This window comes from Streptomyces pseudovenezuelae (assembly GCF_001513955.1).
Classification (GTDB): Bacteria; Actinomycetota; Actinomycetes; order Streptomycetales; family Streptomycetaceae; genus Streptomyces; species Streptomyces pseudovenezuelae.
Window position 1 is genome coordinate 768,787 of the sequence record NZ_KQ948147.1, and the last position, 21,544, is coordinate 790,330.

General features: G+C 72.1%; 19 protein-coding genes and 1 pseudogene. 9 read left to right on the plus strand and 11 right to left on the minus strand.

From position 1 onward, the window contains the following. Window positions 1-32: 32 nt before the first annotated feature. Complete coding sequence (locus AQI94_RS19725) at window positions 33-1,526, plus strand: DNA-binding protein NsdB (RefSeq protein ID WP_031045321.1); 1,494 nt, start codon at window positions 33-35, stop codon at window positions 1,524-1,526. Window positions 1,527-1,559: 33 nt separating this feature from the next. On the opposite strand, the gene AQI94_RS19730 is transcribed toward AQI94_RS19725, so the two are convergent. Continuing rightward, a complete protein-coding gene (locus AQI94_RS19730; RefSeq protein ID WP_031045317.1) occupies window positions 1,560-2,990 on the minus strand; it encodes a PP2C family protein-serine/threonine phosphatase in 1,431 nt (476 codons plus the stop codon). Between the two features lie 375 nt (window positions 2,991-3,365). On the opposite strand from AQI94_RS19730, the gene AQI94_RS19735 reads away from it, so the two are divergent. Next, window positions 3,366-3,779 (plus strand): SsgA family sporulation/cell division regulator, encoded by a 414-nt coding sequence (locus AQI94_RS19735; RefSeq protein WP_031045313.1) that lies wholly within the window; start codon window positions 3,366-3,368, stop codon window positions 3,777-3,779. A gap of 33 nt (window positions 3,780-3,812) precedes the next feature. Here AQI94_RS19735 and AQI94_RS19740 read toward each other — a convergent pair whose 3' ends face one another. After that, on the minus strand, window positions 3,813-4,910 hold the full coding sequence (locus AQI94_RS19740) for a baeRF3 domain-containing protein (RefSeq protein ID WP_031045310.1): 1,098 nt from the start codon (window positions 4,908-4,910) through the stop codon (window positions 3,813-3,815). A gap of 114 nt (window positions 4,911-5,024) precedes the next feature. On the opposite strand from AQI94_RS19740, the pseudogene AQI94_RS45655 reads away from it, so the two are divergent. Both AQI94_RS45655 and AQI94_RS45660 read left to right on the plus strand, forming a co-directional pair. Beyond that, window positions 5,025-5,219, plus strand: a pseudogene (locus AQI94_RS45655) (arginine-ornithine antiporter); the annotation flags it as partial. Window positions 5,220-5,345: 126 nt separating this feature from the next. After that, the gene (locus AQI94_RS45660; RefSeq protein ID WP_234438790.1) at window positions 5,346-5,477 is read left to right on the plus strand and encodes a winged helix-turn-helix domain-containing protein; all 132 of its coding nucleotides are present in this window, start codon (window positions 5,346-5,348) and stop codon (window positions 5,475-5,477) included. A 64-nt stretch (window positions 5,478-5,541) separates the two neighbouring features. Here AQI94_RS45660 and AQI94_RS19750 read toward each other — a convergent pair whose 3' ends face one another. From AQI94_RS19750 to AQI94_RS19775, 6 genes are all read right to left on the minus strand, one after another. Further along, window positions 5,542-6,090: a GNAT family N-acetyltransferase gene (locus AQI94_RS19750; RefSeq protein WP_031045305.1), complete on the minus strand. Its 549-nt coding sequence runs from the start codon at window positions 6,088-6,090 to the stop codon at window positions 5,542-5,544. 25 nt (window positions 6,091-6,115) lie between these two features. Next, window positions 6,116-7,702 carry an alpha/beta hydrolase gene (locus tag AQI94_RS19755; protein WP_037942338.1) on the minus strand — a complete coding sequence of 529 codons (1,587 nt, stop codon included), beginning with the start codon at window positions 7,700-7,702 and terminating at the stop codon, window positions 6,116-6,118. A 124-nt stretch (window positions 7,703-7,826) separates the two neighbouring features. Further along, complete coding sequence (locus AQI94_RS19760; protein WP_031045301.1) at window positions 7,827-8,567, minus strand: hypothetical protein; 741 nt, start codon at window positions 8,565-8,567, stop codon at window positions 7,827-7,829. A 16-nt stretch (window positions 8,568-8,583) separates the two neighbouring features. Next, window positions 8,584-12,870, minus strand: a complete 4,287-nt coding sequence (locus AQI94_RS19765; RefSeq protein ID WP_031045299.1) for an aminotransferase class I/II-fold pyridoxal phosphate-dependent enzyme — start codon at window positions 12,868-12,870, stop codon at window positions 8,584-8,586. Between the two features lie 132 nt (window positions 12,871-13,002). Continuing rightward, complete coding sequence (locus tag AQI94_RS19770) at window positions 13,003-13,482, minus strand: nucleoside deaminase (protein ID WP_031045297.1); 480 nt, start codon at window positions 13,480-13,482, stop codon at window positions 13,003-13,005. Between the two features lie 9 nt (window positions 13,483-13,491). Continuing rightward, window positions 13,492-14,697 (minus strand): MFS transporter, encoded by a 1,206-nt coding sequence (locus AQI94_RS19775; RefSeq protein ID WP_062229850.1) that lies wholly within the window; start codon window positions 14,695-14,697, stop codon window positions 13,492-13,494. A gap of 58 nt (window positions 14,698-14,755) precedes the next feature. On the opposite strand from AQI94_RS19775, the gene AQI94_RS19780 reads away from it, so the two are divergent. From AQI94_RS19780 to AQI94_RS19790, 3 genes are read left to right on the plus strand one after another with little or no spacing between them, the layout of a single operon-like run. Continuing rightward, window positions 14,756-15,133 carry a MerR family transcriptional regulator gene (locus AQI94_RS19780; protein WP_031039267.1) on the plus strand — a complete coding sequence of 126 codons (378 nt, stop codon included), beginning with the start codon at window positions 14,756-14,758 and terminating at the stop codon, window positions 15,131-15,133. A gap of 41 nt (window positions 15,134-15,174) precedes the next feature. Continuing rightward, complete coding sequence (locus AQI94_RS19785; RefSeq protein ID WP_031039265.1) at window positions 15,175-15,951, plus strand: GNAT family N-acetyltransferase; 777 nt, start codon at window positions 15,175-15,177, stop codon at window positions 15,949-15,951. 53 nt (window positions 15,952-16,004) lie between these two features. Further along, on the plus strand, window positions 16,005-16,928 hold the full coding sequence (locus tag AQI94_RS19790) for an NAD-dependent epimerase/dehydratase family protein (RefSeq protein ID WP_031039262.1): 924 nt from the start codon (window positions 16,005-16,007) through the stop codon (window positions 16,926-16,928). Here AQI94_RS19790 and AQI94_RS19795 read toward each other — a convergent pair whose 3' ends face one another. Next, window positions 16,929-17,807 carry a GNAT family N-acetyltransferase gene (locus tag AQI94_RS19795; RefSeq protein WP_031039259.1) on the minus strand — a complete coding sequence of 293 codons (879 nt, stop codon included), beginning with the start codon at window positions 17,805-17,807 and terminating at the stop codon, window positions 16,929-16,931. 307 nt (window positions 17,808-18,114) lie between these two features. On the opposite strand from AQI94_RS19795, the gene AQI94_RS19800 reads away from it, so the two are divergent. Beyond that, on the plus strand, window positions 18,115-19,557 hold the full coding sequence (locus AQI94_RS19800) for a M6 family metallopeptidase (RefSeq protein ID WP_031039255.1): 1,443 nt from the start codon (window positions 18,115-18,117) through the stop codon (window positions 19,555-19,557). Between the two features lie 171 nt (window positions 19,558-19,728). On the opposite strand, the gene AQI94_RS19805 is transcribed toward AQI94_RS19800, so the two are convergent. Then, window positions 19,729-20,280, minus strand: a complete 552-nt coding sequence (locus tag AQI94_RS19805) for a GNAT family N-acetyltransferase (protein ID WP_031039252.1) — start codon at window positions 20,278-20,280, stop codon at window positions 19,729-19,731. Window positions 20,281-20,310: 30 nt separating this feature from the next. Between AQI94_RS19805 and AQI94_RS19810 the strand changes: the two genes are divergently transcribed. After that, complete coding sequence (locus AQI94_RS19810) at window positions 20,311-21,036, plus strand: phosphotransferase (RefSeq protein WP_031039248.1); 726 nt, start codon at window positions 20,311-20,313, stop codon at window positions 21,034-21,036. A gap of 57 nt (window positions 21,037-21,093) precedes the next feature. Here AQI94_RS19810 and AQI94_RS19815 read toward each other — a convergent pair whose 3' ends face one another. Then, window positions 21,094-21,534, minus strand: coding sequence for an SPW repeat protein (locus tag AQI94_RS19815; protein ID WP_031039245.1), 441 nt, complete (start codon window positions 21,532-21,534; stop codon window positions 21,094-21,096). Window positions 21,535-21,544: the final 10 nt, after the last annotated feature.

Sequence of the window (21,544 nt, forward strand, 5' to 3'; positions counted from 1 at the left end):
TGTCAACTCAGCCGAGAACCTGGGGGCTTGACGTGAGCGGACAACCCAACGCCCGACTTTCGGACCTGTTCGGCCTGGCCGGCTGGTCCAAGGGTGAACTCGCGAGGCTGGTCAACCGGCAGGCGGCGGCCATGGGCCATCCCCAGCTGTCGACCGACACCTCCCGGGTGCGGCGCTGGATCGACATGGGAGAAATCCCGCGCGATCCCGTGCCGCGGGTGCTGGCGGCTCTGTTCACCGAGCGTCTCGGCCGTGTCGTGACCATCGAGGACCTCGGTCTGGTCCGGCACGGGCGTACGGGGAAACGGCAGGGCGACGGGAGTGCGGAACATCCCGACGGCATGCCGTGGGCGCCCGACCGAACCGCTGCGGTCCTCACCGAATTCACGGGAATGGACCTCATGCTCAACCGACGCGGCTTGGTGGGTGCGGGTGCCGCGCTCACCGCGGGATCCGTACTCAGCAGCGCCATGCACGACTGGCTGCACACCGATCCGGCCCTCACCGCCGATGCCCCCCAGTTCGACGACCCCCTGCACGCCGACCCCGCTGGGTTCGACCGTTACGAGGCCGCCCCCATCGGGTCGCAGGAGATCGAGGAGCTGGAGCGCTCGGTCGAGGTGTTCCGGGCCTGGGACGCGGCCCGCGGGGGCGGGCTGCAGCGCAAGGCGGTGGTGGGCCAGCTCAACGAGGTGGGCGGCATGCTCGCCTACCGTCACCCCGACCATCTCCAGCGGCGCCTGTGGGGCGTCGCCGCCAACCTGGCCGTCCTCGCGGGCTGGATGTCGCACGACGTCGGCCTCGAACCCACCGCCCAGAAGTACTTCGTGATCGCCGCCCATGCCGCGCGCGAGGGCGGTGACCGGCCCCGTGCCGGCGAGGCGCTCTCCCGGGCGGCCCGTCAGATGGTGCACCTGGGCCGGCCCGACGACGCGCTCGACCTGATGAAGCTCGCCCGGTCCGGCTCGGGCGAGCAGGTGCTGCCCCGCACCCGGGCGATGCTCTACACCATCGAGGCCTGGGCGCAGGCGTCCATGGGCAAGGGCCAGGCGATGCGCCGCACCCTCGGTCAGGCGGAGGACCTCTTCGTCTCCGACAAGAGCGACGTGCCGCCGCCGAGCTGGATGCAGACCTTCAAGGAGGAGGACCTGTACGGCATGCAGGCCCTGGCCTACCGCACCCTGGCGGAGCACGAGCCGGGCGCGGCCGCGCACGCCCAGCACTACGCGGAGAAGGCCCTCGCGCTGCGGGTCGACGGACGGCAGCGGTCGAAGATCTTCGACTTCCTGTCGATGGCCTCGGCCTGCTTCATCGCCGACGACCCCGAACAGGCGGACCGCTACGCGCGGTTGGCGCTGGTCTCGATGGGCTCCAACTCCTCCCACCGCACCTGGGACCGGCTGCGCCAGATGTACCGGCTCACCGCCGAGTACTCCAGCTACCCGAAGATCAACGAACTGCGCGAGGAGATCAGGCTGGCACTGCCGAAGCCGAAGGGAAGGGGTGGCAACAGCACACGGGCCTGAGCCGGTCCGGATGAACGTGCCGGCACGAGTTGGTCATGACGTCACCTTGGCGACGAGCACGCAGGCGCCGTCCTCGCGCTCGGTCTCGCCGAACTCCTCCATGACCGTCCGCACACAGTCCTGCGCGGTGCGCGCCCCGCCGAACCGGGGGGCCAGGTCCAGGAGACGGTTCACGGCAGCCGCGTTGTCGCGCCCGGGCACCAGTCCGTCCGTGTGCAGCAGGAGCAGGTCGCCCGGTTCGAGGGTCTCCTCGGCCTGCGCGTAGACGGCTCCCGAGGTCGCGCCGAGGAGCACGCCGTCGGGGGAGTGCAGTCGGCGCCCCGTCCCGTCCCGGAACAGCAGCGGGGCGGGGTGCCCGGCCTGCGCCCAGACCAGGGTGCGGGTCCGGGGGCGGTAGCGGCAGCAGACCGCACTGCCGAGGGCCGGCTGCACGGTGGCGTCGAGCAACTGGTTGAGCAGGGCCATCAGCCGGCCGGGTTCGGTGCCCGCCATCGCCATGCCGCGCACGGCGCCCAGGAGGGTCGCCATGCCGGAGGCCACGGCGACTCCGTGACCGGTGAGGTCGCCGACGCTGAGGAGGGTCTCGCCGTCGGCCAGTTCGAGGGCGTCGTACCAGTCGCCGCCGATCAGGGCGCTCGACGACGACGGCAGATAGTGGGCGGCCAGGTCCAGGGTCTCGGCGCCGTGGTGCGGGAGTCTCAGGGAGCCCCGCCAGGGCGGCAGCACGGCCTCCTGCAGTTCGACCGCGAGCCGGTGCTCGCTGTGCGCGCGCTGCCGGTGGCGTTGTAACGAGTCGCGGGTCTCGCTCACCGCCCGTTCGCTGCGGCGCAGTTCGCTCACGTCCCGCAGCACGGCCCACATCGAGGCGGTGCTGCCGTCGGCGGCGAGCACGGGCTCGCCCATCATGTGCACGGTGCGCACCTCTCCGTCCGGGTGCACGACACGGAACTCGCCGTCGATGCGCCTGGCGTCGACCAGGCAGTCCGTGACCATGACCGTCAGCCTCGGCTTGTCCTCGTCGAGCACCAGGGAGGGAAGCTCGTCGAGGGTGAGCGGGGGAGCGGTGCGGTCGCGGCCCAGGATCTCGTACAGCTCCCCGGACCAACTGGCCTCGTCCGTCAGCAGGTTCCACTCGGCGCTGCCGACCCGGCTGAGCAGCGAGCCGCGCCGGGGAGCGGGCGGCGCGGTTCGCGCGGACGACTCCGGCCCGGGTGCCGAGGGCACGGGCGGTGGACCGTCCCGCAGTTGGGCCAAGTGCGCGTCCAGGTCGCTGAGTTGGTGCAGCGCGAGGTCGTACAGTGCGCGCTGCCAGCGCTCCTGGGGATCCGAGTCGTCGCCGGGCGCGTCCCGTCGTACGGCGTCCACGTCGCCCTTGAGCCGCCGCGCCTGCGATATGAGCGCGTCGACCGATCCGCCTCCTGGCGGCTGGGCGGCGGGGTGGTCCGCGGAGAGGTGGGACGGCATGACGCACTCCGATGCGGGGACGGTTCGGCCAAGGCGGGACGGAGAGGGACCGTTACGACTGTTGCACAGGCCGCGACGCGCTGTAAGGGATTTGGCAACACACGATACGGTGGTGCTTCTGGCATATGTCACAGTCTTCACGGAGCGGTCGTACCGGACGTGTCGTCTACCCTGTTCGGCGCCCCAAGTCGTAGGTGGCGTACGTGACTTGGCGGGTCCGTGAGGTGGCGGAGCCGGTGTTCATTTATGTGTTCGACGGTCTTGTGTTCTAAGGAGTGTGGCACGGACTGATCGGACGGTAGGGCTGTGATGCAGGTCACATAATTGACCCTCGTTCAGGCGTAATGCAAAGGGGGTCTGCGTGCTCCTAAGAACATGGACACGACCTTCGAGCAGCCCGCCCGCGCCCGCCTGATCACCGCGGAGAACCAGGAACTGCCCGTTCCCGCCCTCCTGCGCTACGGCTCCGCCGACCCCCTGGCGGTGTGCGTCGACTTCCCGCCCGAGGTCTCCCTGGACGGGCGGGGGGTGACCTGGACCTTCGCCCGTGCCCTGCTGGAGGAGGGGTTGCGCGGGCCGGCCGGCGGCGGGGACGTGCACATCTGGCCGTGCGGCCGGGACACCACGGTCGTGGAGTTCCACTCGCCGTACGGCCTCGCCCTCCTCCAGTTCCCCACGCCCACCCTGCGCGGCTTCCTGCTGCGGACCTACACGGTGGTCGGCGCGGGGCAGGAGGATCTGAGCGAGACCGTCGAGCGGGGGCTCAGCGCCCTCTTCGGGAGCGTCTGAGCGGTCCGCGGCGGCTCGGCGACCGCCTCCCGCTCAGTACCGCAGCACCCCGGCGATCCCGTCGGAGCCACCCAGCGTGCCGTCCGGTACGAAGCGGACGTCGGCGCCGGTCTCCAGGCACTGCTCGACGATCTCGTCCACGATGTCCTCACCGGCGTCGAGGTCGCCGCTCTCGGCCGGGGTCAGATGATCGCCGCCCTCGTCGCGGACGGTCACCCGGTAGTTCTCCTCGACGGCCAGCAGCCGCACCCGGCCTTCCCGGGCGCTCTGCCAGATCTCGTCGACGCCGGCCGCGAACGCCCGCCGTCCGCGCGCCGATTCGAGCTCGCGGGTCACCGCGTCGGTGCTCTTGCGGGCCTCCGCGGCGATCAGCGGGCCGACCGCCTGCCACACCGCGTCCGGGGTGCCGTGCGCAAGGCCGCCGTGCGGGACGTGCACGGCGTCCTTGGTGAGGCTGCCGACGTCGGCCAGCGCGGACAGCGCCGCGGTCTCGCCGGTGACGTACAGCGGTCGCGGGTCCTCGCGCAGCAGCTTGGACATCGCGGTGTCGGTGTCCCGCAGGAAGTGCCGGGTGTCCTCGTCCCGGAAGGTGCTCGGCATGTCGCCGATCCGCTCCAGGCGCTCGGCGTCGAAGTTCTGGCGGGTCCTGGTCAGCGGGAAGCCGCCGCCGCGGTGCTCGGTGACCCGGTCGACGCCGCCGTTCCACAGGGTGGCGCGGTCGGCGGAGACCGACAGCACCCAGAAGGGCCGCTCGGAGGCCTGCGCGGACACGAGGTTGCGGGTCAGGAAGGTGTCCGAGAGCACCACGCGCTCGGGAACGGCACGGGCCAGGGACCACACCTGGTGCTCCCCCGGCGCGGCGAAGATCACCAGTCCGTCCTCGGCGTGCGCCAGATCGACCTCGGCCAATGCCTGGTCGAGCTGTCGGGCGACGTCGATGCGCCGCTCCCGGGGGACCGCCGGGTCGGTCTCCAGCTGCTTCTTGGCCTCGGCCACCACATTGCGCAGCCGGACCGGATCCTGGGTGTTCTCGGGTTCGCGGCGGTGGGTCGGCGTCAGCACGGACACCGCCGGGTAGGCGCGCGGGCGGCGCAGTTCGGAGAGGGTCGCAGGGCTCAGTGCGTGCTCCATAACAGCACCATAGGACCGTTCGGCCGATCAGGCATTTGGGGCAACTTGATCGGGCATTCAGGGCATTTCATCGTTAGCTTGATCATCTCATGGCACAGAACGACACCGAGACCGGTCGGCGCCGGAGTGTTCTCGCTGCCCAGCCGGTTCGCGCAGGAGACGGGCGTGGCCGGGGCGCTCATCGCCTGGGCCGTGGCCGGCACCGGCACGCTGATGCCGGCCTTCGTCTTCCGGAACCTCGCCGTCCGCCGGCCGGACCTCGACGCCGGTGTGTACGCCTGCGCCAAGGCGGGCTTCGGCGAATACCTGCATCGCCCTGGCCCGCGAGTCCACCGGCGTACGCGAGTACCTGATGCCGCGCTGCCCAACGCCCGAGACCGGCGCTGCCTGGCCGCCGCGGGGGTCACCACGGCCCAGCTCGGCGCGCTGTTCGCCGTGCGGGACGAGCCGGGCATCACCCAGCAGCGGCTCGCCCGCGCACTCGGACTGCGCGAGTCGGCGGTGACCGCTCTGGTCGGCCGGCTCACCGCGGCGGGTCTCGTCGGCAAGAGCGCGTACTGGAGTTGACCGTCCCGGGAGCCGACGCCCTGCGGGCCGCCCAGCCGGAGATCGACCGCTTCGACGCGGAGCCCTAGGGCGCCCAGCGCTCGGGACGTGCCACGTAGATCCAGTCGAAGCCGTCGTAGCCCTCGGTGTCGAGATGCGGGGCCCGGCTGAGTCCCGCACGTTCCGCCACGCGCTGTGAGGCCGTGTTCGTCGGGCGCACCCGGGCGATCAGCGCGAGGTCCGGCACGTGCGCCGCGGCCCAGGCGGTGACCGCGGTGGCCGCTTCGCCGGCGAAGCCCCGGCCCCAGGCCGAGGGGGCGAAACGGTAGAAGAGGTTCAGCACCGGTTCTCCGTGGAGCTCCATCGGCTTGATCCCGCAGAAGCCGAGCTGCCCGGCACGGCCGTGGCGTCCGACGACCCAGTAGCCGTAGCCGTGCCGCGCCCACTGCTTGTCCCAGCGCCGGTACCGCTCTTCGGCCTCCTCGTGCCGGGTGAGCGCGTCGGAGGGGTTGTGCGCGCACGCCTCGGGGGCGCTGTGGACGGCGAGGATCATGTCGACGTCGGTTTCGGCCGGGCGTCGCAGCCACAGTCGGGCGGTCCTCAACTCCTCGGCCGACGTGCTGGGTTCACTCATGCCGAGATCGTAGTTCGAGTGGACCTCACTCCTCGCGTTCGGCCCCGCACGAGCTGCCGTTCGGCGGCAGGCTGCCGTACAGCAGGTAGTCGTCGACCTTGCGGTGCACGCACTTCGAGGAGCCGTAACCGGTGTGGCCCTCGCCCTTGTTGTCGAGGACCACGGCCGAGTCGCCGAGGCGCTTCGCGGTCTCCACGGTCCAGCGGTACGGCGTCGCCGGGTCGCCGCGCGTGCCGACGAGCAGGATCTTCGAGGTGGGGACGTCGCGCACCTTCTCGCGGATGAAGTCGGTGCCCTTGGGACGGCCGTAGCACATCAGGTACTCGGTGAGCCGGTAGCGGCCGAAGACCGGGGACGCCTGTTCGTAGGCCGCGCGCAGCCGGGCCAGGTCCTCGGTGATCCTGGCGGCGCCGGGACGGTCGGGATCGTCCGCGCAGTTGACCGCCATCAGCGCCGCCGGGAGATTGTCGAGCGGCACGTCCTCCGCGTCCACGAGAGGCGCGTGCGTCGGATCGTCCGAGGGCGGGCGCGCGTGGGTCACGAAGCCGGAGCCGCCGCCCGCGAAGCCGAGGACCCCCGTCGTGTCGCCGTCCTCCACGAGTTCGGCGAGCGCCCGCTCCAGTGAGGGCCACAGGTCCTCGCTGTAGAGGGCCTGGCCGATGGCGCCCACCAGGTCCTGTCCGGTGAAGTCGGGGCCGAATCCCGTCGGCACCGGGTCCTCGTCCAGCGACGCCACGAGTCGTACGACCTGCTCCCGGGCGCCCCGCGCGTCGGTGCCGAACGGACAGGCCACGTCCTTCACGCACCAGTCGACGAAGTCCTCCAGTGCCGTCTGCTGCCCGGCCGCGCCCGCCACACCCTGCTCGGACAGCGGCTCGGTGAGGGTGTCCACACCGTCCAGGACCAGCCGGCCCACCTTCTTGGGGAACTGGGCCGCGTACACCGCGCCGAGCCGGCTCCCGTAGGAGAAGCCGAGGTAGTTGAGCTTCTTGTCGCCGAGGGCCTGGCGCATGATGTCCAGGTCGCGGGAGGCGTTCACGGTGCCTATGTGCCGCAGCACGGGCCCGGAGTGCTTGGCGCACTCGGCGGCCGCGTCCCGCAGCCTCCCGAGCACGGCCCGTGGGTTCTGGGCCACGGCCGTCTCGTCGTCGGTGGCCGCCAGCGCCTCGTCGGTGCCGGCGCCGCAGCTGACCGGAGAGGACCGGCCGACGCCGCGCGGGTCGAAGGACACCACGTCGTACTCGTCCGTCAGGCCCATGAAGTCGTCGCCGTAGGCAGCGAGCGAGGGCACGCCCGCACCGCCCGGGCCGCCGAAGTTGATCAGCACGGAGCCGCGCTTGTGCCTGGCCGTGGACCGGTAGCGGGCGAGTGCCAGGTCGAGGCTGCCCGCGCGGGGCTTCGCGTAGTCGAGGGGAACAGTGACCTTTCCGCACTGCAGATCCTTCGGTGCCTCCATGCCCACGCACTTCGACCACCTGATCTTCTGGCCGTAGAAACGCGACAGGTCCGGTCCGGAGCCGTCCGCGGCCACGGCCGGCAGCCCGGCGCCGAGCAGGGCGAGCCCGACAGCTCCGGACACAGCGCATCGTCGCCTCGTCACCTTGGCGAACATCCATGCCTCCAAGGACGCCCATCGGCGCCCTCGATCACGATAAGCGTCCCTCCGACGGCCCGCCTCCGGACGAGCGGGAGCACGGGACGTGCCCTGCCCCGCACCTGCGGTGACCGGCTCCCGCTCACCCCCGCCCGTCCGCCGTCACCGCCGTGAGCAGCACCATTCCGGAGTCGCCGTAGTCCGGGAGGGTGGGATCGGTGTCGACGCGGGTGACGGACAGTTCCCGGGTCAGGGGCGCGAACACCTCCGTGACGGTCTCCGGGCTCACGGGACAGCCCGGCCAGCGCGAGGTCGGCCCGATGCGGTAGGTCGGCATGTTCTCCATGAACGCGGCCACCAGATACCCGCCCGGCACCACACAGCGGGCGAAGGCCCGGCAGAAGTCGGTGAACTCGGCCCGGTCCTCCGTGGCCCCCTCGGCGACGAAGTGCATGGACGCCAGTTCGTAGCCGCCCGGCTCCAGGTCCCGGACGTCCGCGTGGACGACGTGCACCTGCGCCAGCGACCCGGCGAGGGTCCTCGGCAGATCGGGGTTGAGACGCCGGCACAGGGCGTGGAACGGCAGCCAGCTCGCGTCCGGCCCGCAGACGATCTGCCGGTGCAGATAGGCCACGTTGCCCGCGCCGGCCTCGACGGCCTCCACCCGCCGGCTCGCCGCGGACGCCAGGATCAGCGGATAGAGGTTGGGCCCGGCACCGAACTCCACCGAGCGCGCGACCCCGCCCGGTGGCAGACGCCGGTAGAACGCGGAGTGGTGGGCGATCACTTCGGCGTCCGCGGGGTGCAACTCCCGGTAGTTCTCGGCGAGATAGTCGGCGACCGGCCAACGGTCCCAGTCCACGTCGTCGTTGTGCGTCATCATCACCGTATCCACCTCCTCAGACCTTCGGCTGCAGCCGGAACCGCTCCGCCAGCGCGGTCAGTGTCGCGTTGAGCCGGTCGATGTCCTCGTCGGAGTTGAGCGCCGTGATCTGCGCCCGGAAACCGACCCGGTCGCGGGCCACGAGCGGGTGGGCGGCGAGCGTCACGTAGATGCCCTCCTCCCACAGGAACGCGGCGACCGCGTCGAGGTCGGCCGGGTCGGCCAGGGGGATCTCCACGATGGGCAGCCGGTCGGTGTTGAGCGTGCTCACGCCGAGGTCCGCGAGATGGTCGAGCACCCGCACGGTCTTGCGGTACAGGTCGGCCCGCAGCACGTCCCCCCGGCTGTCGTTGACCTCCAGCCCGGCCAGTGCGGTGGCCAGCGACGCCGTGGGCGAGGGACCCGAGTACAGATAGGGCGCCGCGGCCGTCTTGAGACGGTTCTTGAGGCCGGTCGGCAGCGCGAGGAACGCGAGCAGCGACGAGTACGCCTTGGAGAACCCGCCCGCCAGCACGATCCCGTCGTACGACTCCCCGGTGTGCCGCACCACGCTGTTGCCGCGCCGGCCGTACGGACAGGGCTCGTCGGGCGTGCGTTCCCCGATCACCCCGAAGCCGTGCGCGTCGTCGACGTACAGCGTCGCGTCCCGCTCACGGCACAGCGCGGCCAGCACCGGCAGGTCGGGGAGGTTGCCGGTCATGCTGTTCACGCCGTCCATGCAGACCAGCCGGGTGGTGCGGGCGGGCACCGAGGAGAGCAACGCGTCCAGTTCCTCGGGCCGTTCGGCGTGGAAGCGGTGCAGGGTGGCGCCCTGGCCGCGGGCGACCACGCAGCCGTCGTACACCGTCCGGTGCGCGCTCGCCTCGACGAAGATGTGACCGTCGTCGGCGAGGACCGGGATCACCGAGGCGTGAATGAGGGTCAGGGTCGGCAGCAGCAGGGTGTCGGGGGCGCCCAGCAGCGCGGCGAGACGTTCCTCCAGCGCGGGATACAGCCGCGGACTGCCCAGCAGCCGTGACCAGCTGGGGTGGGTGCCCCAGCGGCGCACCTCGGGATCGATGCGGGCGGCGATCTCCGGGTCCCAGTCGAAGCCGAGGTAGTTGCAGGAGGCGAAGTCGATGAGCCAGCGGCCGCGGCTGCGGATGCGGCGGCCGCGGACCTCGTCGATGACCGCGTCGCTCATCGGACTGGTGCGCCGCAGATGTTCGAGGTCCGCCGTGCGCTTCTCGGCGGTGACCGAGGGAGCGGAACGGCGGGCCGGGCGCCCGTTGGTGCCCGCGGAGCCCGGTGCGCAGCGCCCGCCGTCCTGCCGCAGCACCCGCTCGCTCTGCTCCACCGTCATGGGCCGGGCGAACAGGAAGCCCTGCCCGAACCGGCACCCCATCGCGGCCAGCATGTCCCGCTGCGCCGGCACCTCGATGCCCTCCGCGATCACCTGCAGACCGAGCGTGTCGGCGATGCGGACGATGCCCTCGACCAGGGCGACCTGCCGGGCGTCGCGTGTGATGTCGTCGATGTACGTCTTGTCGATCTTCAGTATGTCGATGGGGAAGTCCCGCAGATAGCGCAGTGAGGAGAACCCCGTGCCGAAGTCGTCGACCGCGATGTGCACCCCCAGCTCCTTGAGGGTCTGCAGTACCGCCTGGATCTGGGCGTCCCGGCGCAGCAGCACCGTCTCCGTCAGCTCCAGCTGGAGCGTGCCGGGGGCGAGCCCGGGAGTCCGCAGCGCCCGGTCGACCTGGTCCACGAACCCGGCGTCGCGGAACTGGCGCGCGGACACGTTCACGCTCACGTACGGCGGAGCCGTCGGCCGCGGCACCTGCTGCAGGCCCGCTATGTCACCGACCGCGTTCTCCAGCACCCATGAGCCCAGCGGGGCGATGTGCCCGGTCTCCTCGGCCAGGCTGATGAACCGCTCGGGGGAGACGGGCTGGTGCGGGGCCTGCGGCCAGCGCACCAGGGCCTCGAAGCCGACCACGTCGCCCGCCTCGATGTCCACGACCGGCTGGTAGCGCAGGGTGAACTCCTGCGCGGCGACCGCCCGGGCGAGTCTGCTCTGCAGGTCGTGCCGCTCGACCATGCGGGCGTGCAGCATCGGCTGGAAGCGACGCCACTGCCGTTTGCCCGCCGCCTTGGCCGCGTACAGCGCGAGGTCGGCGTGCCCGAGCAGTTCCTCGGCGTCCGTGCTGTCGCGGGCCGTGGCCACGCCCACGCTGGCCGAGACGGTGACCGTCTCGTCGCCCAGCACGAACGGCCTGGTCAGCGTCTGCACAACCTGGGCCGCCAGCAGTTCGGCGTCGAGCGGTTCCCGGGCGTCCTCCATCAGGACGGCGAACTCGTCGCCGCCGAGCCGGGCCGCGGTATCGGTGCGCCGGAGGGTGCGGGTCAGCCGGTTGCCGACGTCGAGCAGGAGGTGGTCGCCCGCCGAGTGCCCCATGGTGTCGTTGACTTCCTTGAAGTCGTCCAGGTCGATGAAGAGCAGACAGGTCAGGGACGACTCGCGGCGGCCGCGCAGCAGGGCGCGTTCGATCCGCTCCAGCAGCAGCGTCCGGTTGGGCAGCCCGGTCAGCGAGTCGTGGAAGGCGCGCTGCGTCAGCTCGTGCTCCAGCCTGCGCTGCTCGGTCACGTCGCGCAGGGTGACCACCAGCCCGGCCACGGTCCGCTCGTCCCGGAAGTCGCTGCAGCGCACCTCGACCTCCACCCGCCCGGTCCGGTGCCGCACCCACCAGTGGTCGTGGGCGACGCGCGGCCCGTGGTCGCGGACGGCGGTCAGCTCACGGGCCGCCCGCTGCCGGTCCCGGGGATCGACCAGGCCCGGCAGCGACGCCCCGACGAGGTCCGCGGTCCCGAACACGGCGGCGGCGGAGGGGCTGGCGTACCGGATGGTGTCGTCGTCCTCGACGATCAGGATGACGTCGGAGGTGTTGCGCACCAGGGTGCGGAAGTAGGCCTCGTTCTCGCGGCGGATCACCTCCTGGCGCAGCAGCACCCGCTCCATGGCGAGCCCGGCGTGGGAGGCGAGGATCTCCAGGGAGCCGTATGTCTCGGTGAGCGGATCCGCGGGACCGGCGACCAGCAGGACACCCGGGTCATGGGTGGCGGGGCGGTCGGGCGAGGTCATGGGGCACACCTGGACGGCCGGCAGCCCGTCCAGCCGGGCCGCGATGTCGGGGCCGAGGTCCGCGGGGGCCACCCGACGGGCCACACCGGGCAGCAGGGGCGCGGCCTGCTCCGCCGACAGCAGCAGGGTCCGGTGACGGACCGCGGGCCCCAGCAGCATGCCGACGGCCACCTCACAGCTGCGCACGACGTCCTGCTGCCGGACCGCGGACACCAGGGACCCGGCCGCCCGGCGCAGCGCCAGTTCGCGGGCCATGGCGCCCCGGTGGGCCACGACCATGCCGGCCAGCCGCAGGATGACCAGCAGGAACAGCACGGCCGAGAAGGCGCCGATCACCGCCGCGTGGTGGTCGCGGTGGCCGACCGCCCCGTACAGCAGCATGGCCGGGGCGATCAGGGTGACCGCCGCCAGCGTCACGAGCCGGTGGGGCGGCGGAAGCGGAGCCCGCTTCTGGGGTACGGCGGCGGTGAGCGCGGCCATCGAAGGGTGCAGCGCGGCCAGGCCCCAGGCCGTGTAGAAGACGATCCACCCGGAGTCCAGCAGGGTGCCCGCCTGCCACAGCGAGTTGAGCTGGAGGATGCCGTACGCGATGTCGAAGCCGAGCAGGGTCACCGTGCCGACCACCAGCAGCTGCACCGACCGGTTGTTGCCTTCGACCGGACTCGGAGTCAGCAGCCGGGCCAGCAGCGCCAGGACCAGCACGTCACCGAGGGGGTAGGCGATGCTGATGGCCCGCTGCTGCCAGGTCAGGCCCTCCACCTCGGCGAGCGGCTGGACCAGGTACACCCACACGGGCAGGGCCAGCCCCGCGGTGAAGATCAGCGCGTCGAGCAGGCTGGGCAGGTCGGTGCCGGCCCAGCGGTAGCGGATGAGGCCGTACAGGCCGGTCGCGAAGAGCGGGTAGGTGGCGAGGTAGAAGGCGTCCGCGGGGGAGGGGAAGGGGTTGGAGGCGTTGAAGTATTCCTCCATGACGTTGTAGTACGTGTCGCCCGTGATGAAGGTGAGCAGGCCCGCCGCCAGGGCCCACCAGGGCCAGCGGTGGGTGGGCCGGTACAGCCGGATGCCGACGAGCACGGCGCAGACGCCGGCGAGTCCGATGACGGCCCACACCGGGGTGCGCGCGGCTGGGACCGTCATGTAGACGAGAGTGGCGACGGCGACCAGAGTGACGTGGACGGCCATCGGCCGACGTGCCGACTGCACGGGGCAAGCGCCTCCCTGGCCACTGGAGGAGACCGGGGCTTCGACCTGGTCCCGGGATCCTTTTCGATCGTAGGCACGGGGGACAGGTGCTGCATCCCGGGAGATCGGCAGTCAGCGCCGATGGAACCGATGGTGCAACTGCCGTACACGCTCCGTGAACTCGGGCACCGGCCCCGTCACGACCACACCGGGCGCGACCTCGTTGACCGGCAGGGTCCGCACCGGTGGCGCCGGCACACCCAACTGGCTCAGCCACTCGGCCAGTTGCTCGGACGAGGCCGCGTACACGATGCGTCCGAGGCCCACCCAGGCGTGCGCGGCGGCGCACATCGGACAGTGCTCGCCGGAGGTGTACACGGTGGCCGCGGCCCGCTCCTCGGGCGTGAGGTGCGCCGCCGCCCAGCGGGCCAGTTCGAACTCGGGGTGCCGGGTGCGGTCACCGGAGGCCACGCGGTTGTGGTCCTCGGCGAGGATCTCGCCCCCGGCGCTCACCAGGACCGAGCCGAACGGTTCGTCCCCGGCCTCCAGGGCCTCGGCGGCCAGCTCGACGCAGCGGCGCAGATACGGCAGTTCGGTGTCCTTCACGACCATGCAAAGAGCCTAGGAGCATCCGCGCCGCGGCGGAAACGCGGTTCGCCGGTTGAGGACGACCACCCCGAGAGCCACCCCGACCAGCGGCAGCGCCGTCCACGGCAGGGCACCCGCCCCCAGGTCCGCCAGCACCACACCGCCGGTCAGCGAGCCCGTCGCGATCCCGGCGTTGTACACCGTGGTCTGCAAGGACGTGGCCGCGTCCGCCCGCTCCGGGCCCGAGACGTCGACCAGCGCCGTCTGGATCAGCGTCGGAGCGCCCCCGAAGGCGACGCCCCACAGGGCCACCGCGACCAGCAGCACGCCCGGCACCCCGGCGGCAAGCCCCAGCACGGGCATCACGGCCGCGCACAACCCCAGCGCGCCCAGAAGCGCCGCCCGCGGATGCCGGTCCACCAGCATCCCGGTGACCCAGATCCCCACCACCGTGGCGGCTCCGAACACCAGCAGGACCACTCCGGTGCGCCCGAAGCCGGCCTGCGCCGCGAACGGGGCGACATACGTGTACATCGCCTGGTGCCCCACCAGCAGGAACAGCGTGACGCCCAGCACGGCCGGGACGCCCGGCAGCGCGGCGACCCGGACGAGCGGCACCCGCGCGTGCGGCGCCTCGCCCGGCAGCGGGGGCACCCGCCACCGCACCCAGCCCACCAGCAGCACCGCGAGCCCGGCGAGCAGCCCGAACGCCGTGCGCCAGCCCACCGCCCCGGCCAGCGCGGTACCGGCCGGGACGCCCAGGGACAGGGCGAGGGTGATCCCGGCGAGCACGATCGCGATCGCCCGGCCGCGCCGGTCGGCCGGCACCAGCCGGGCGGCGTACCCGGCGAGCATCGCCCAGAGCGTTCCGCCCATGCCCCCGGCGACCAGTCGTGCGGCGAAGGTGAGGGGGTACGACGAGGAAAGCGCCACCACCGCGTTGCTCACCGCGAAGCCGAGCAGGGCGCCGACGAGCACCGCCCGGCGCGGCAGCCCGCGCAGCAGCGCCGTGAGCGGGACGGCGGCGGCGAAGGACGCGGCCGCGTACCCGGTGACCAGAAAGCCGATCCGGGCCTCGGAGACGCCCAGGGACGGCGCCATCCGCGGCATCAGACCCGCGGGCAGCAGCTCGGTCAGCACTGCGGTGAAGGCGGCCGTCGACAGGGCGAGGAGCCCGGACCACGGCAGTGGTTCGGACGCGGGCAGGGTCGTGCCCTTGGCCGGGGAGAGGGTGGACATGGGACCATGCTCGGACCTTCACATCAGTGTGAAGGCAAGGGCGATCCGGGAGCGCGTCATGAGAATCGGTGAACTGTCCCGCCGTACCGGAGTCCCCACCAGGCTGCTGCGCTACTACGAGGAGCAGGACCTGCTCCACCCCGAGCGGGCCGACAACGGCTACCGCGCCTACGGCGAGGCGGCGGTCGGCGACGTCCAGCAGATCCGCGGGCTGCTGGACTCCGGCCTGACCACGGAGATGATCCGCACGATCCTGCCGTACCTGTCGGGGCCGGAGGAGATCCTGCTGCCGCCCGAGCAGCTGACCCCGCAGACGGCCGCCCTCCTGGAGGCCCATGTCGACCGCATCCAGGCCCGGATCGACTGCCTGGCCCGCAACCGCGACCGGCTCAGCGCCTACCTGGCGGCGGTGCGCGCGGAGGCCGGGCGGCCGTAAACGGCGTTGCCGCGCAGGCCTCCGGGTGATGAAGTGAGCCCATGGATCATGTCGCGGTACTCGCCCTCTTCGACCGGAACATGCGCGAAGGCGCCCAGCCGGACGGTCCCGGTGCCCGTGTGGAGCGGGTCGGCAGGGTGGTCCGCCAGGTGGCCGCCGAGCACGGCTGGAACGGCATCGTCTGGTCCGACCTGGACGAGGCCAGTGCCGACGAGGCGATCGCCGAGCAGATCGCGTACTACACCGGGCTCGGCCGCGAGTTCGAGTGGAAGCTGTACGGGCACGACCTGCCCGTCGACCTGGGAGAGCGGCTGCGGGCCGCCGGGTTCACCCCCGAGCCCGAGGAGACGCTGATGATCGCCGAGGTCGCCGACCTCACCCTGGACGTCGAGCCGCCCGAGGGGATCCGCTTCCTTCCGGTCACCGACCGGGCAGGCGTCGATCTCGTGGCGGACGTGCACGTGAAGGCCTTCGGCACCGACAGCTCGCGGCTGCGGCACCAGCTGCTCGCCCGGCTGCGGGACGAGCCCGACACCGTGGTCGCGGTCGTCGCGCTCGCCGGGGACGAGCCGGTCAGCGCGGCCCGTATGGAGCTCGTGCCCGGCACCCGCTTCGCCGGCCTGTGGGGCGGTGGCACCGTCGAGAGCTGGCGCGGCCGCGGCATCTACCGCGCTCTGGTCGCCCACCGCGCCCGCGCCGCCGTGGAACGGGGATACCGCTACCTCCAGGTCGACGCGATGGCCACGAGCCGCCCCATCCTGGAACGCCTCGGGTTCACGCCGCTGACGATCACGCAGCCGCACGTGTACCAGCCGTAGCGGCTCCCGGGCCGGGATGTCACATCCGGGTCCGCCCGATCCGTCGCACCCGTATGACGACGAACCAGCACCAGAACATCCTCCTCGCCGGCGCGAGCGGTGTCCTCGGCCGCCACATCGACCGGGCCCTGACCGACGCGGGTCACAAGGTCACCGGGCTCGGCCGGAGCGAGGGCAACGGGGTCCAAGCCGACCTCATGGACCGCGACGCCCTGCTGCGGGCGGTGGACGGACGGCACTTCGACACGGTCGTCCACGCGGCGACCGCCCTGCGCAAGCCGCCGATGGGCCACCGCGACATGTACGCCACCGACGCCCTGCGCACCGAGGGCACCGCCCACCTGATCGAGGCGGCCCTGGCCACCGGAGCACGCCGTTTCGTCACCGAGTCGATGGTCTTCGGATACGGCTACGGCGACTTCGGCGACCGGACGATCACCGAGGACGACGAGTTCGGCCCGCGGGGCGCCGACCCGCAGCTGGAGCGGCATCTCGCCGGCATGCGGGCCAAGGAGCAGCTCACCTTCGGGACGCCCGGACTGGCGGGCGTCGCACTCCGGTTCGGCCTCTTCTACGGCCCCGGCGGCACCGAGGCCCTCCTGCCGATGCTGCGCAAGCGGCAGCTGCCCGCCCCCGCGGACCGCGGCCGGGTCCTGCCCTGGGTGGAACTCACCGACGCGGCCCGCGCGGTGGCCGCAGCGGTCGAGCACGGGCGCCCCGGGCAGGCGTACAACGTCGCGGACCGCACCCCGATGGGCTTCCGTGCCCATCTGCTGTGCGTCGCCGAGGAGTTCGGGCTGCCGAAGCCCCTGTCCGTGCCCCTGTGGCTGACCAGGCCGATGGCGTACGCGCACACGCTGTTCTCGTCGAGCATGCGGGTGTCGGTGCAGAAGGCCGAGCGGGAGCTGGGCTGGACGCCCGCGTACCCCTCCACCCGGGAGGGCCTGGCCGCGCTGCGGGCCGCGACGACCCGGTGATCACAGGTCGAGCTGGTACTCCACGGCCTGGTGCGTCGGTACGTATCCGAGCGAGGCGTTGACGGCCTGCATCGGTTTGTTGCCGGCCGCGGTGTCGGTGCGGAGCCCGGCCAGTTCCGGGTGCCGTGCGAGGGCGTGCCGGACGGCCGCGGCCTTCATCCAGCGGGCGAGGCCACGCCCCCGGTGCTCGGGGAGGACGGCGGTGCCGTAGTGCTGTCCTTCGCCCGTCCCGTCGCCGGGCACCACCAGTTCGGAGAAGCCGACCACGCCGCCGTCTGCGTCCAGCACGGCGACGGTGTGCAGCAGTTCGCCGCGCCGTGCGACGGCCTCCGCGGCCGCGACCACCCGTTCCACGTCCCAGACGACCCTGCCGAAGTCCGTGCCCTCCATCGGCATGTCGTCCATCGCCCGCCGGGAGTGGGCGAAGGACTGGGCCAGGGCGTCCGGCACGGTGCCCTCCCACTCGGTCAACCGGTAGCCGGGGTGCGGCAGTTCGAGGAGGGCGTCGATCGCGGCACGATCGACGTCGGCCAGCGGGAGCCGGGCGTACGTGAGTGCGAGGACCTGTCGGAAGCCCCGTGCGGCCAGGAACAGATCGGCGGGGGAGTCCTGTTCCGCCTCGGCGATCACGGACCGCCGCCGCTCCGTCCTCGCCGCGTCCACGGCGGCCTCCAGGAGCCGGGTGCCGACGCCCCGCCGTCGCTCGGTGCCGTGCACCGCGAGCCGCAGTTCGGCGAGGTGATCCTGCCCCTCCTTCGTGAACAGCCGCAGGAAGGCTGACCCGAGCGGGACACCGTCGGCCCCGGAGGCCAGCCAGGCCAGGCGGCGGCTTGCGGGGGCGGGCCGGGGATCGGTGAGGGGGGTGATGTCGAAGGACAAGCGGGTCTCCGTCGGGGAGTCAGGGGCGGCGGGCGCTCGAAGCCTGCCGCCGGATCCCGGCGCGCGCAACGGGATTTGCCGTCACGCGGCGCACGGCGGCGCACGGTGGTGAACACGCCGACCCCGGACCGGTACGCAGGGCGTGTCCCAACCGCCGGTCAACAGCCGGTCAATCCTCGTCGCGCGGGCCGGAGCGGTTCTGTTCAGCCTTCTGGCTGTCATGTACCGTTCAAATTCATCATGTATCTATGCGCGTAGTTCCCGTCCCCGCATCACCCTTCCCCAACTCCTCACGGAGGTATGCCGGATGCTCGGGCTCACCCTTCCCCGCCACGGACTCGGCGCCGTCCTCGCCGGCCTCGGTCTCCTCGCCGCAGGCGTCACCGTGCAGGCCACCGCCACCCCCGCCGCCGCTGCCACCCCGCACCGGATCCTCTTCGACGACGGCCACGCCGAGGAGGCGGGCAACGCGGACTGGATCGTCTCCACCAGCAAGCCCGACCCGCTGGGTCAGGACTCCTCGCCCTCCGCCGAGACCGACTGGACCGGCGCCCTCTCCTCCTGGGGCGTCGCCCTGCAGAAGACCGGCGACTACAGCCTCAAGACCGCGACGAGCGCTCTCACCTACGGCGGCTCCTCCGCCACCGACCTGTCGAACTTCGACACCCTGGTCCTGCCCGAGCCCAACACGCTCTTCACGACCGCCGAGAAGACGGCGATCATGACCTTCGTGAAGAACGGCGGCGGCCTCTTCATGATCTCCGACCACACCGGCGCCGACCGCAACAACGACGCCGAGGACGCGGTCGAGATCCTCAACGACCTGATGACCGACAACAGCGTCGACTCCACCGACCCGTTCGGCTTCTCCATCGACTCGCTCAGCATCAGCTCCGACTACCCGAGCGCGATCAGCGACAGCGGCAACCCCGTGCTGCACGGCTCCTTCGGCACCGTCACCAAGAGCCTCATCGCCAGCGGCACCACGGCCACTCTCAAGCCCGCCGACAACGCGAACGTCAAGGGCCTGCTCTACCGCACCGGTTACTCGGGCAACACCGGCGCCTTCTTCGCCACCAGCACCTTCGGCAGCGGCCGGGTCGCCTTCTGGGGCGACAGCTCACCCATCGACGACGGCACCGGCCAGTCCGGCAACACCCTCTACGACGGCTGGAACGACTCGGGCGCCACCAACGCGGCCCTCGCCCTCAACGCCACGGAATGGCTGGCCGGCGGGAGCAGCAGCGGCGGCGGGGACGACGGCGGCGGTTCCACCTGCGCGTCGGCACAGCTCCTCGGCAACAGCGGCTTCGAGTCGGGCAGTTCGACCTGGACCACGAGCAGCGGTGTGATCACGAACTCCACCGACGAGTCCGCCCGCACCGGCTCCTACTACGCCTGGCTCGACGGCTACGGCTCCGCGCACACCGACACCCTGTCCCAGTCGGTGACCGTCCCGGCCGCGTGCACCACGGCCACGCTCAGCTTCTACCTGCACGTCGACACCGCCGAGACCACCACCAGCACCGCCTACGACACCCTCAAGGTGCAGGTGCTCAACAGCTCGGGCACGGTACTGAGCACCCTCGCCACGTACTCGAACCTCAACGCGTCCTCCGGCTACACACAGCGCAGCCTCAACCTGGCGGGCTACGCCGGCCAGACCGTCACCCTCAAGTTCACCGGCACGGAGGGCTCCACGCTCCAGACGTCGTTCGTCATCGACGACACGGCACTGAACGTCAGCTGAGCCGCGCCGGGACCCACCCGGTGGCGGCCGTCACCTCGGCCGCGAAGCCGATCACCGTGCGCCCGTCGGTCACCACGCGCAGCGTGCCGGCGGGCGCACGCTCGACGAGGCGCCGGGAGCGAGTCCGGCGCGGGGGAAGCCCCCGTCGATCACGGCACGGGCCACGGGGTTTCAGGGGCGCAGCCGCCAGGTGCGAAGCACGACCTCCCGGCCCCGAGACACCCTCCTGACCGGCGGCTCGTCCGTGAGCTCGAACGCACAGGCCCGGGCGACCGCCTCGCTCGCCACGTTGGCGGCGTCGATGCGCAGCACCACCCGGCGCGGCCGGATCTCCCGGACGGTGTGCTCGGCGGCCAGCCGCACCGCCCGTCCGGCCAACCCCTGCCCCCGATGGGCGGGTCCGACCCCGTAGGCCAGCTCCACGTCCTGTTCGTCCGCCCCGCTGCGGAACAGCAGGACCTCACCCCGGGGAAGGCCCCCGTCGGTGGTCACGGCCAACTGGATCCTCCGCCCCTCGGCCCGCCCCTCCCGTGCCCCGGCCAGGTACGCCCGCGCCGCGTCCAGGTCGAACGGCGAGGCCACGGGCGTCCACCGGGCCATCTCGGGATCGTCGTAGAGCGCGACCAGGTCGGCGAGGTCGGCCTCGGACCACTCGCGCAGCCGGACGCCGTAGCCTTCGAGACGCACCGGTGGGACGAGGGTGAGGGTTCGGTTCGTGTCCATGAGCCGATCCTGCCCCGAGGAGGCGCTCAGGTGGAGGAGTCCGTGCTCGGCGGCGGCGCCGTCAACGAGGTCGTCCGGGTGGGAGACACCGTGCGGCGATCCCCGTCCGAACGGTCGGGATTCGTGCGGGAGTTGCTCGCCCTGTTCGAGGACGTCGGCTGGCGGGGCGCGCCGCGGTTCCTCGGCGCCGACGCGTGCGGCCGCGAGACCTTCGGGTACATCGCCGGGCGGGCCGCCGTGACCGCGCCCGAGCGCGCCGCGGCCCGCACCGACGAGGCCCTCACGGAGGTGGCCCGACTCGTCCGCGCCTTCCACGACCTGACGCACGGCACGGCGCTCGCCGGGGACCGGGACGTCGTCTGCCACCACGACCTGGCGCCGAAGAACACCGTGTACGCGGCAGGGCGGCCGGTCGCGTTCATCGACTGGGACCTGGCCGCGCCGGGCGAGCGGATCCACGACCTCGCCCATGTGTGCTGGCAGTACCTCGACCTGGGGCCGGGCGTCACGGACGTACGCGCGACCGCCCGCCGCATCCGGCTGATCTGCGATGCCTACGGGCTCGACGAGCGGGACGGGTTGCTGGACACGGTGCTGTGGTGGCAGGACCGCTGCTGGAGGGGGATCGAAGCGGGGGCCCTGCGGGGGGAGCGGGCCATGATCGGGCTGCGCGAGCGGGGGGCGGTGGCCGAGGTGCGGGCCGCGGAGAGATGGGTCGCGGGGCACCGGCACGAACTCGGGGCGTTCCTGCGATGACTCCTGCCGCGGCGCCGCGTACCGCTGTCTTCTGCTGGCTCCTGTGCCGTAGATCCTCTACGGCCTGGGGGCGCTCTTCGCCGCCGTGACGGTGCACATCAGCCCCAGGATCACCGCGAGGGCACCGATGACGATGTTGTTCAGCGCCACACCGGCGTCGGGGCTCTCGCCGACGATCCAGGGGGCGATGATCATCCAGATGCCGACCGCGCAGAAGGCCCAGCTCAGGCCGTACATGCGCTCGGGGGTCTGGGTGAATCCGAGGGCCAGCAGACCGATCGCTATGCCCACGATGAGGTTGTGGGTCACGAGGGCGGGCTGGCTCGTCGTGTAGTGGAGTATCCAGGGGGACACGGCGCAGTACAGACCGAGCAGGAACACCGGTCCGTCCACGAGCGCCACGTCGCGACCGCCGAGCATGCGGGCGTAGCGCTCCCGCATCTCCGAGGCATCGGGGTGGCTGGTGATGTCCCCTCTGGTGTGCGAGACGTTGGCCATGACTCGTCTC

What these genes read in the sequence shown, in the direction of transcription:
- AQI94_RS19790 (WP_031039262.1), top strand. Translation starts at nt 16,005, where the DNA reads ATGACGACGAACCAGCACCAGAACATCCTCCTCGCCGGCGCGAGCGGT.
- AQI94_RS19735 (WP_031045313.1), top strand. Translation starts at nt 3,366, where the DNA reads ATGGACACGACCTTCGAGCAGCCCGCCCGCGCCCGCCTGATCACCGCG.
- AQI94_RS19785 (WP_031039265.1), top strand. Translation starts at nt 15,175, where the DNA reads ATGGATCATGTCGCGGTACTCGCCCTCTTCGACCGGAACATGCGCGAA.
- AQI94_RS19775 (WP_062229850.1), bottom strand. Translation starts at nt 14,697, where the DNA reads ATGTCCACCCTCTCCCCGGCCAAGGGCACGACCCTGCCCGCGTCCGAA.
- AQI94_RS19740 (WP_031045310.1), bottom strand. Translation starts at nt 4,910, where the DNA reads ATGGAGCACGCACTGAGCCCTGCGACCCTCTCCGAACTGCGCCGCCCG.
- AQI94_RS19800 (WP_031039255.1), top strand. Translation starts at nt 18,115, where the DNA reads ATGCTCGGGCTCACCCTTCCCCGCCACGGACTCGGCGCCGTCCTCGCC.
- AQI94_RS19755 (WP_037942338.1), bottom strand. Translation starts at nt 7,702, where the DNA reads ATGTTCGCCAAGGTGACGAGGCGACGATGCGCTGTGTCCGGAGCTGTC.
- AQI94_RS19770 (WP_031045297.1), bottom strand. Translation starts at nt 13,482, where the DNA reads ATGGTCGTGAAGGACACCGAACTGCCGTATCTGCGCCGCTGCGTCGAG.
- AQI94_RS19760 (WP_031045301.1), bottom strand. Translation starts at nt 8,567, where the DNA reads ATGATGACGCACAACGACGACGTGGACTGGGACCGTTGGCCGGTCGCC.
- AQI94_RS19765 (WP_031045299.1), bottom strand. Translation starts at nt 12,870, where the DNA reads ATGGCCGTCCACGTCACTCTGGTCGCCGTCGCCACTCTCGTCTACATG.
- AQI94_RS19750 (WP_031045305.1), bottom strand. Translation starts at nt 6,090, where the DNA reads ATGAGTGAACCCAGCACGTCGGCCGAGGAGTTGAGGACCGCCCGACTG.
- AQI94_RS19730 (WP_031045317.1), bottom strand. Translation starts at nt 2,990, where the DNA reads ATGCCGTCCCACCTCTCCGCGGACCACCCCGCCGCCCAGCCGCCAGGA.
- AQI94_RS19815 (WP_031039245.1), bottom strand. Translation starts at nt 21,534, where the DNA reads ATGGCCAACGTCTCGCACACCAGAGGGGACATCACCAGCCACCCCGAT.
- AQI94_RS19805 (WP_031039252.1), bottom strand. Translation starts at nt 20,280, where the DNA reads ATGGACACGAACCGAACCCTCACCCTCGTCCCACCGGTGCGTCTCGAA.
- AQI94_RS19780 (WP_031039267.1), top strand. Translation starts at nt 14,756, where the DNA reads ATGAGAATCGGTGAACTGTCCCGCCGTACCGGAGTCCCCACCAGGCTG.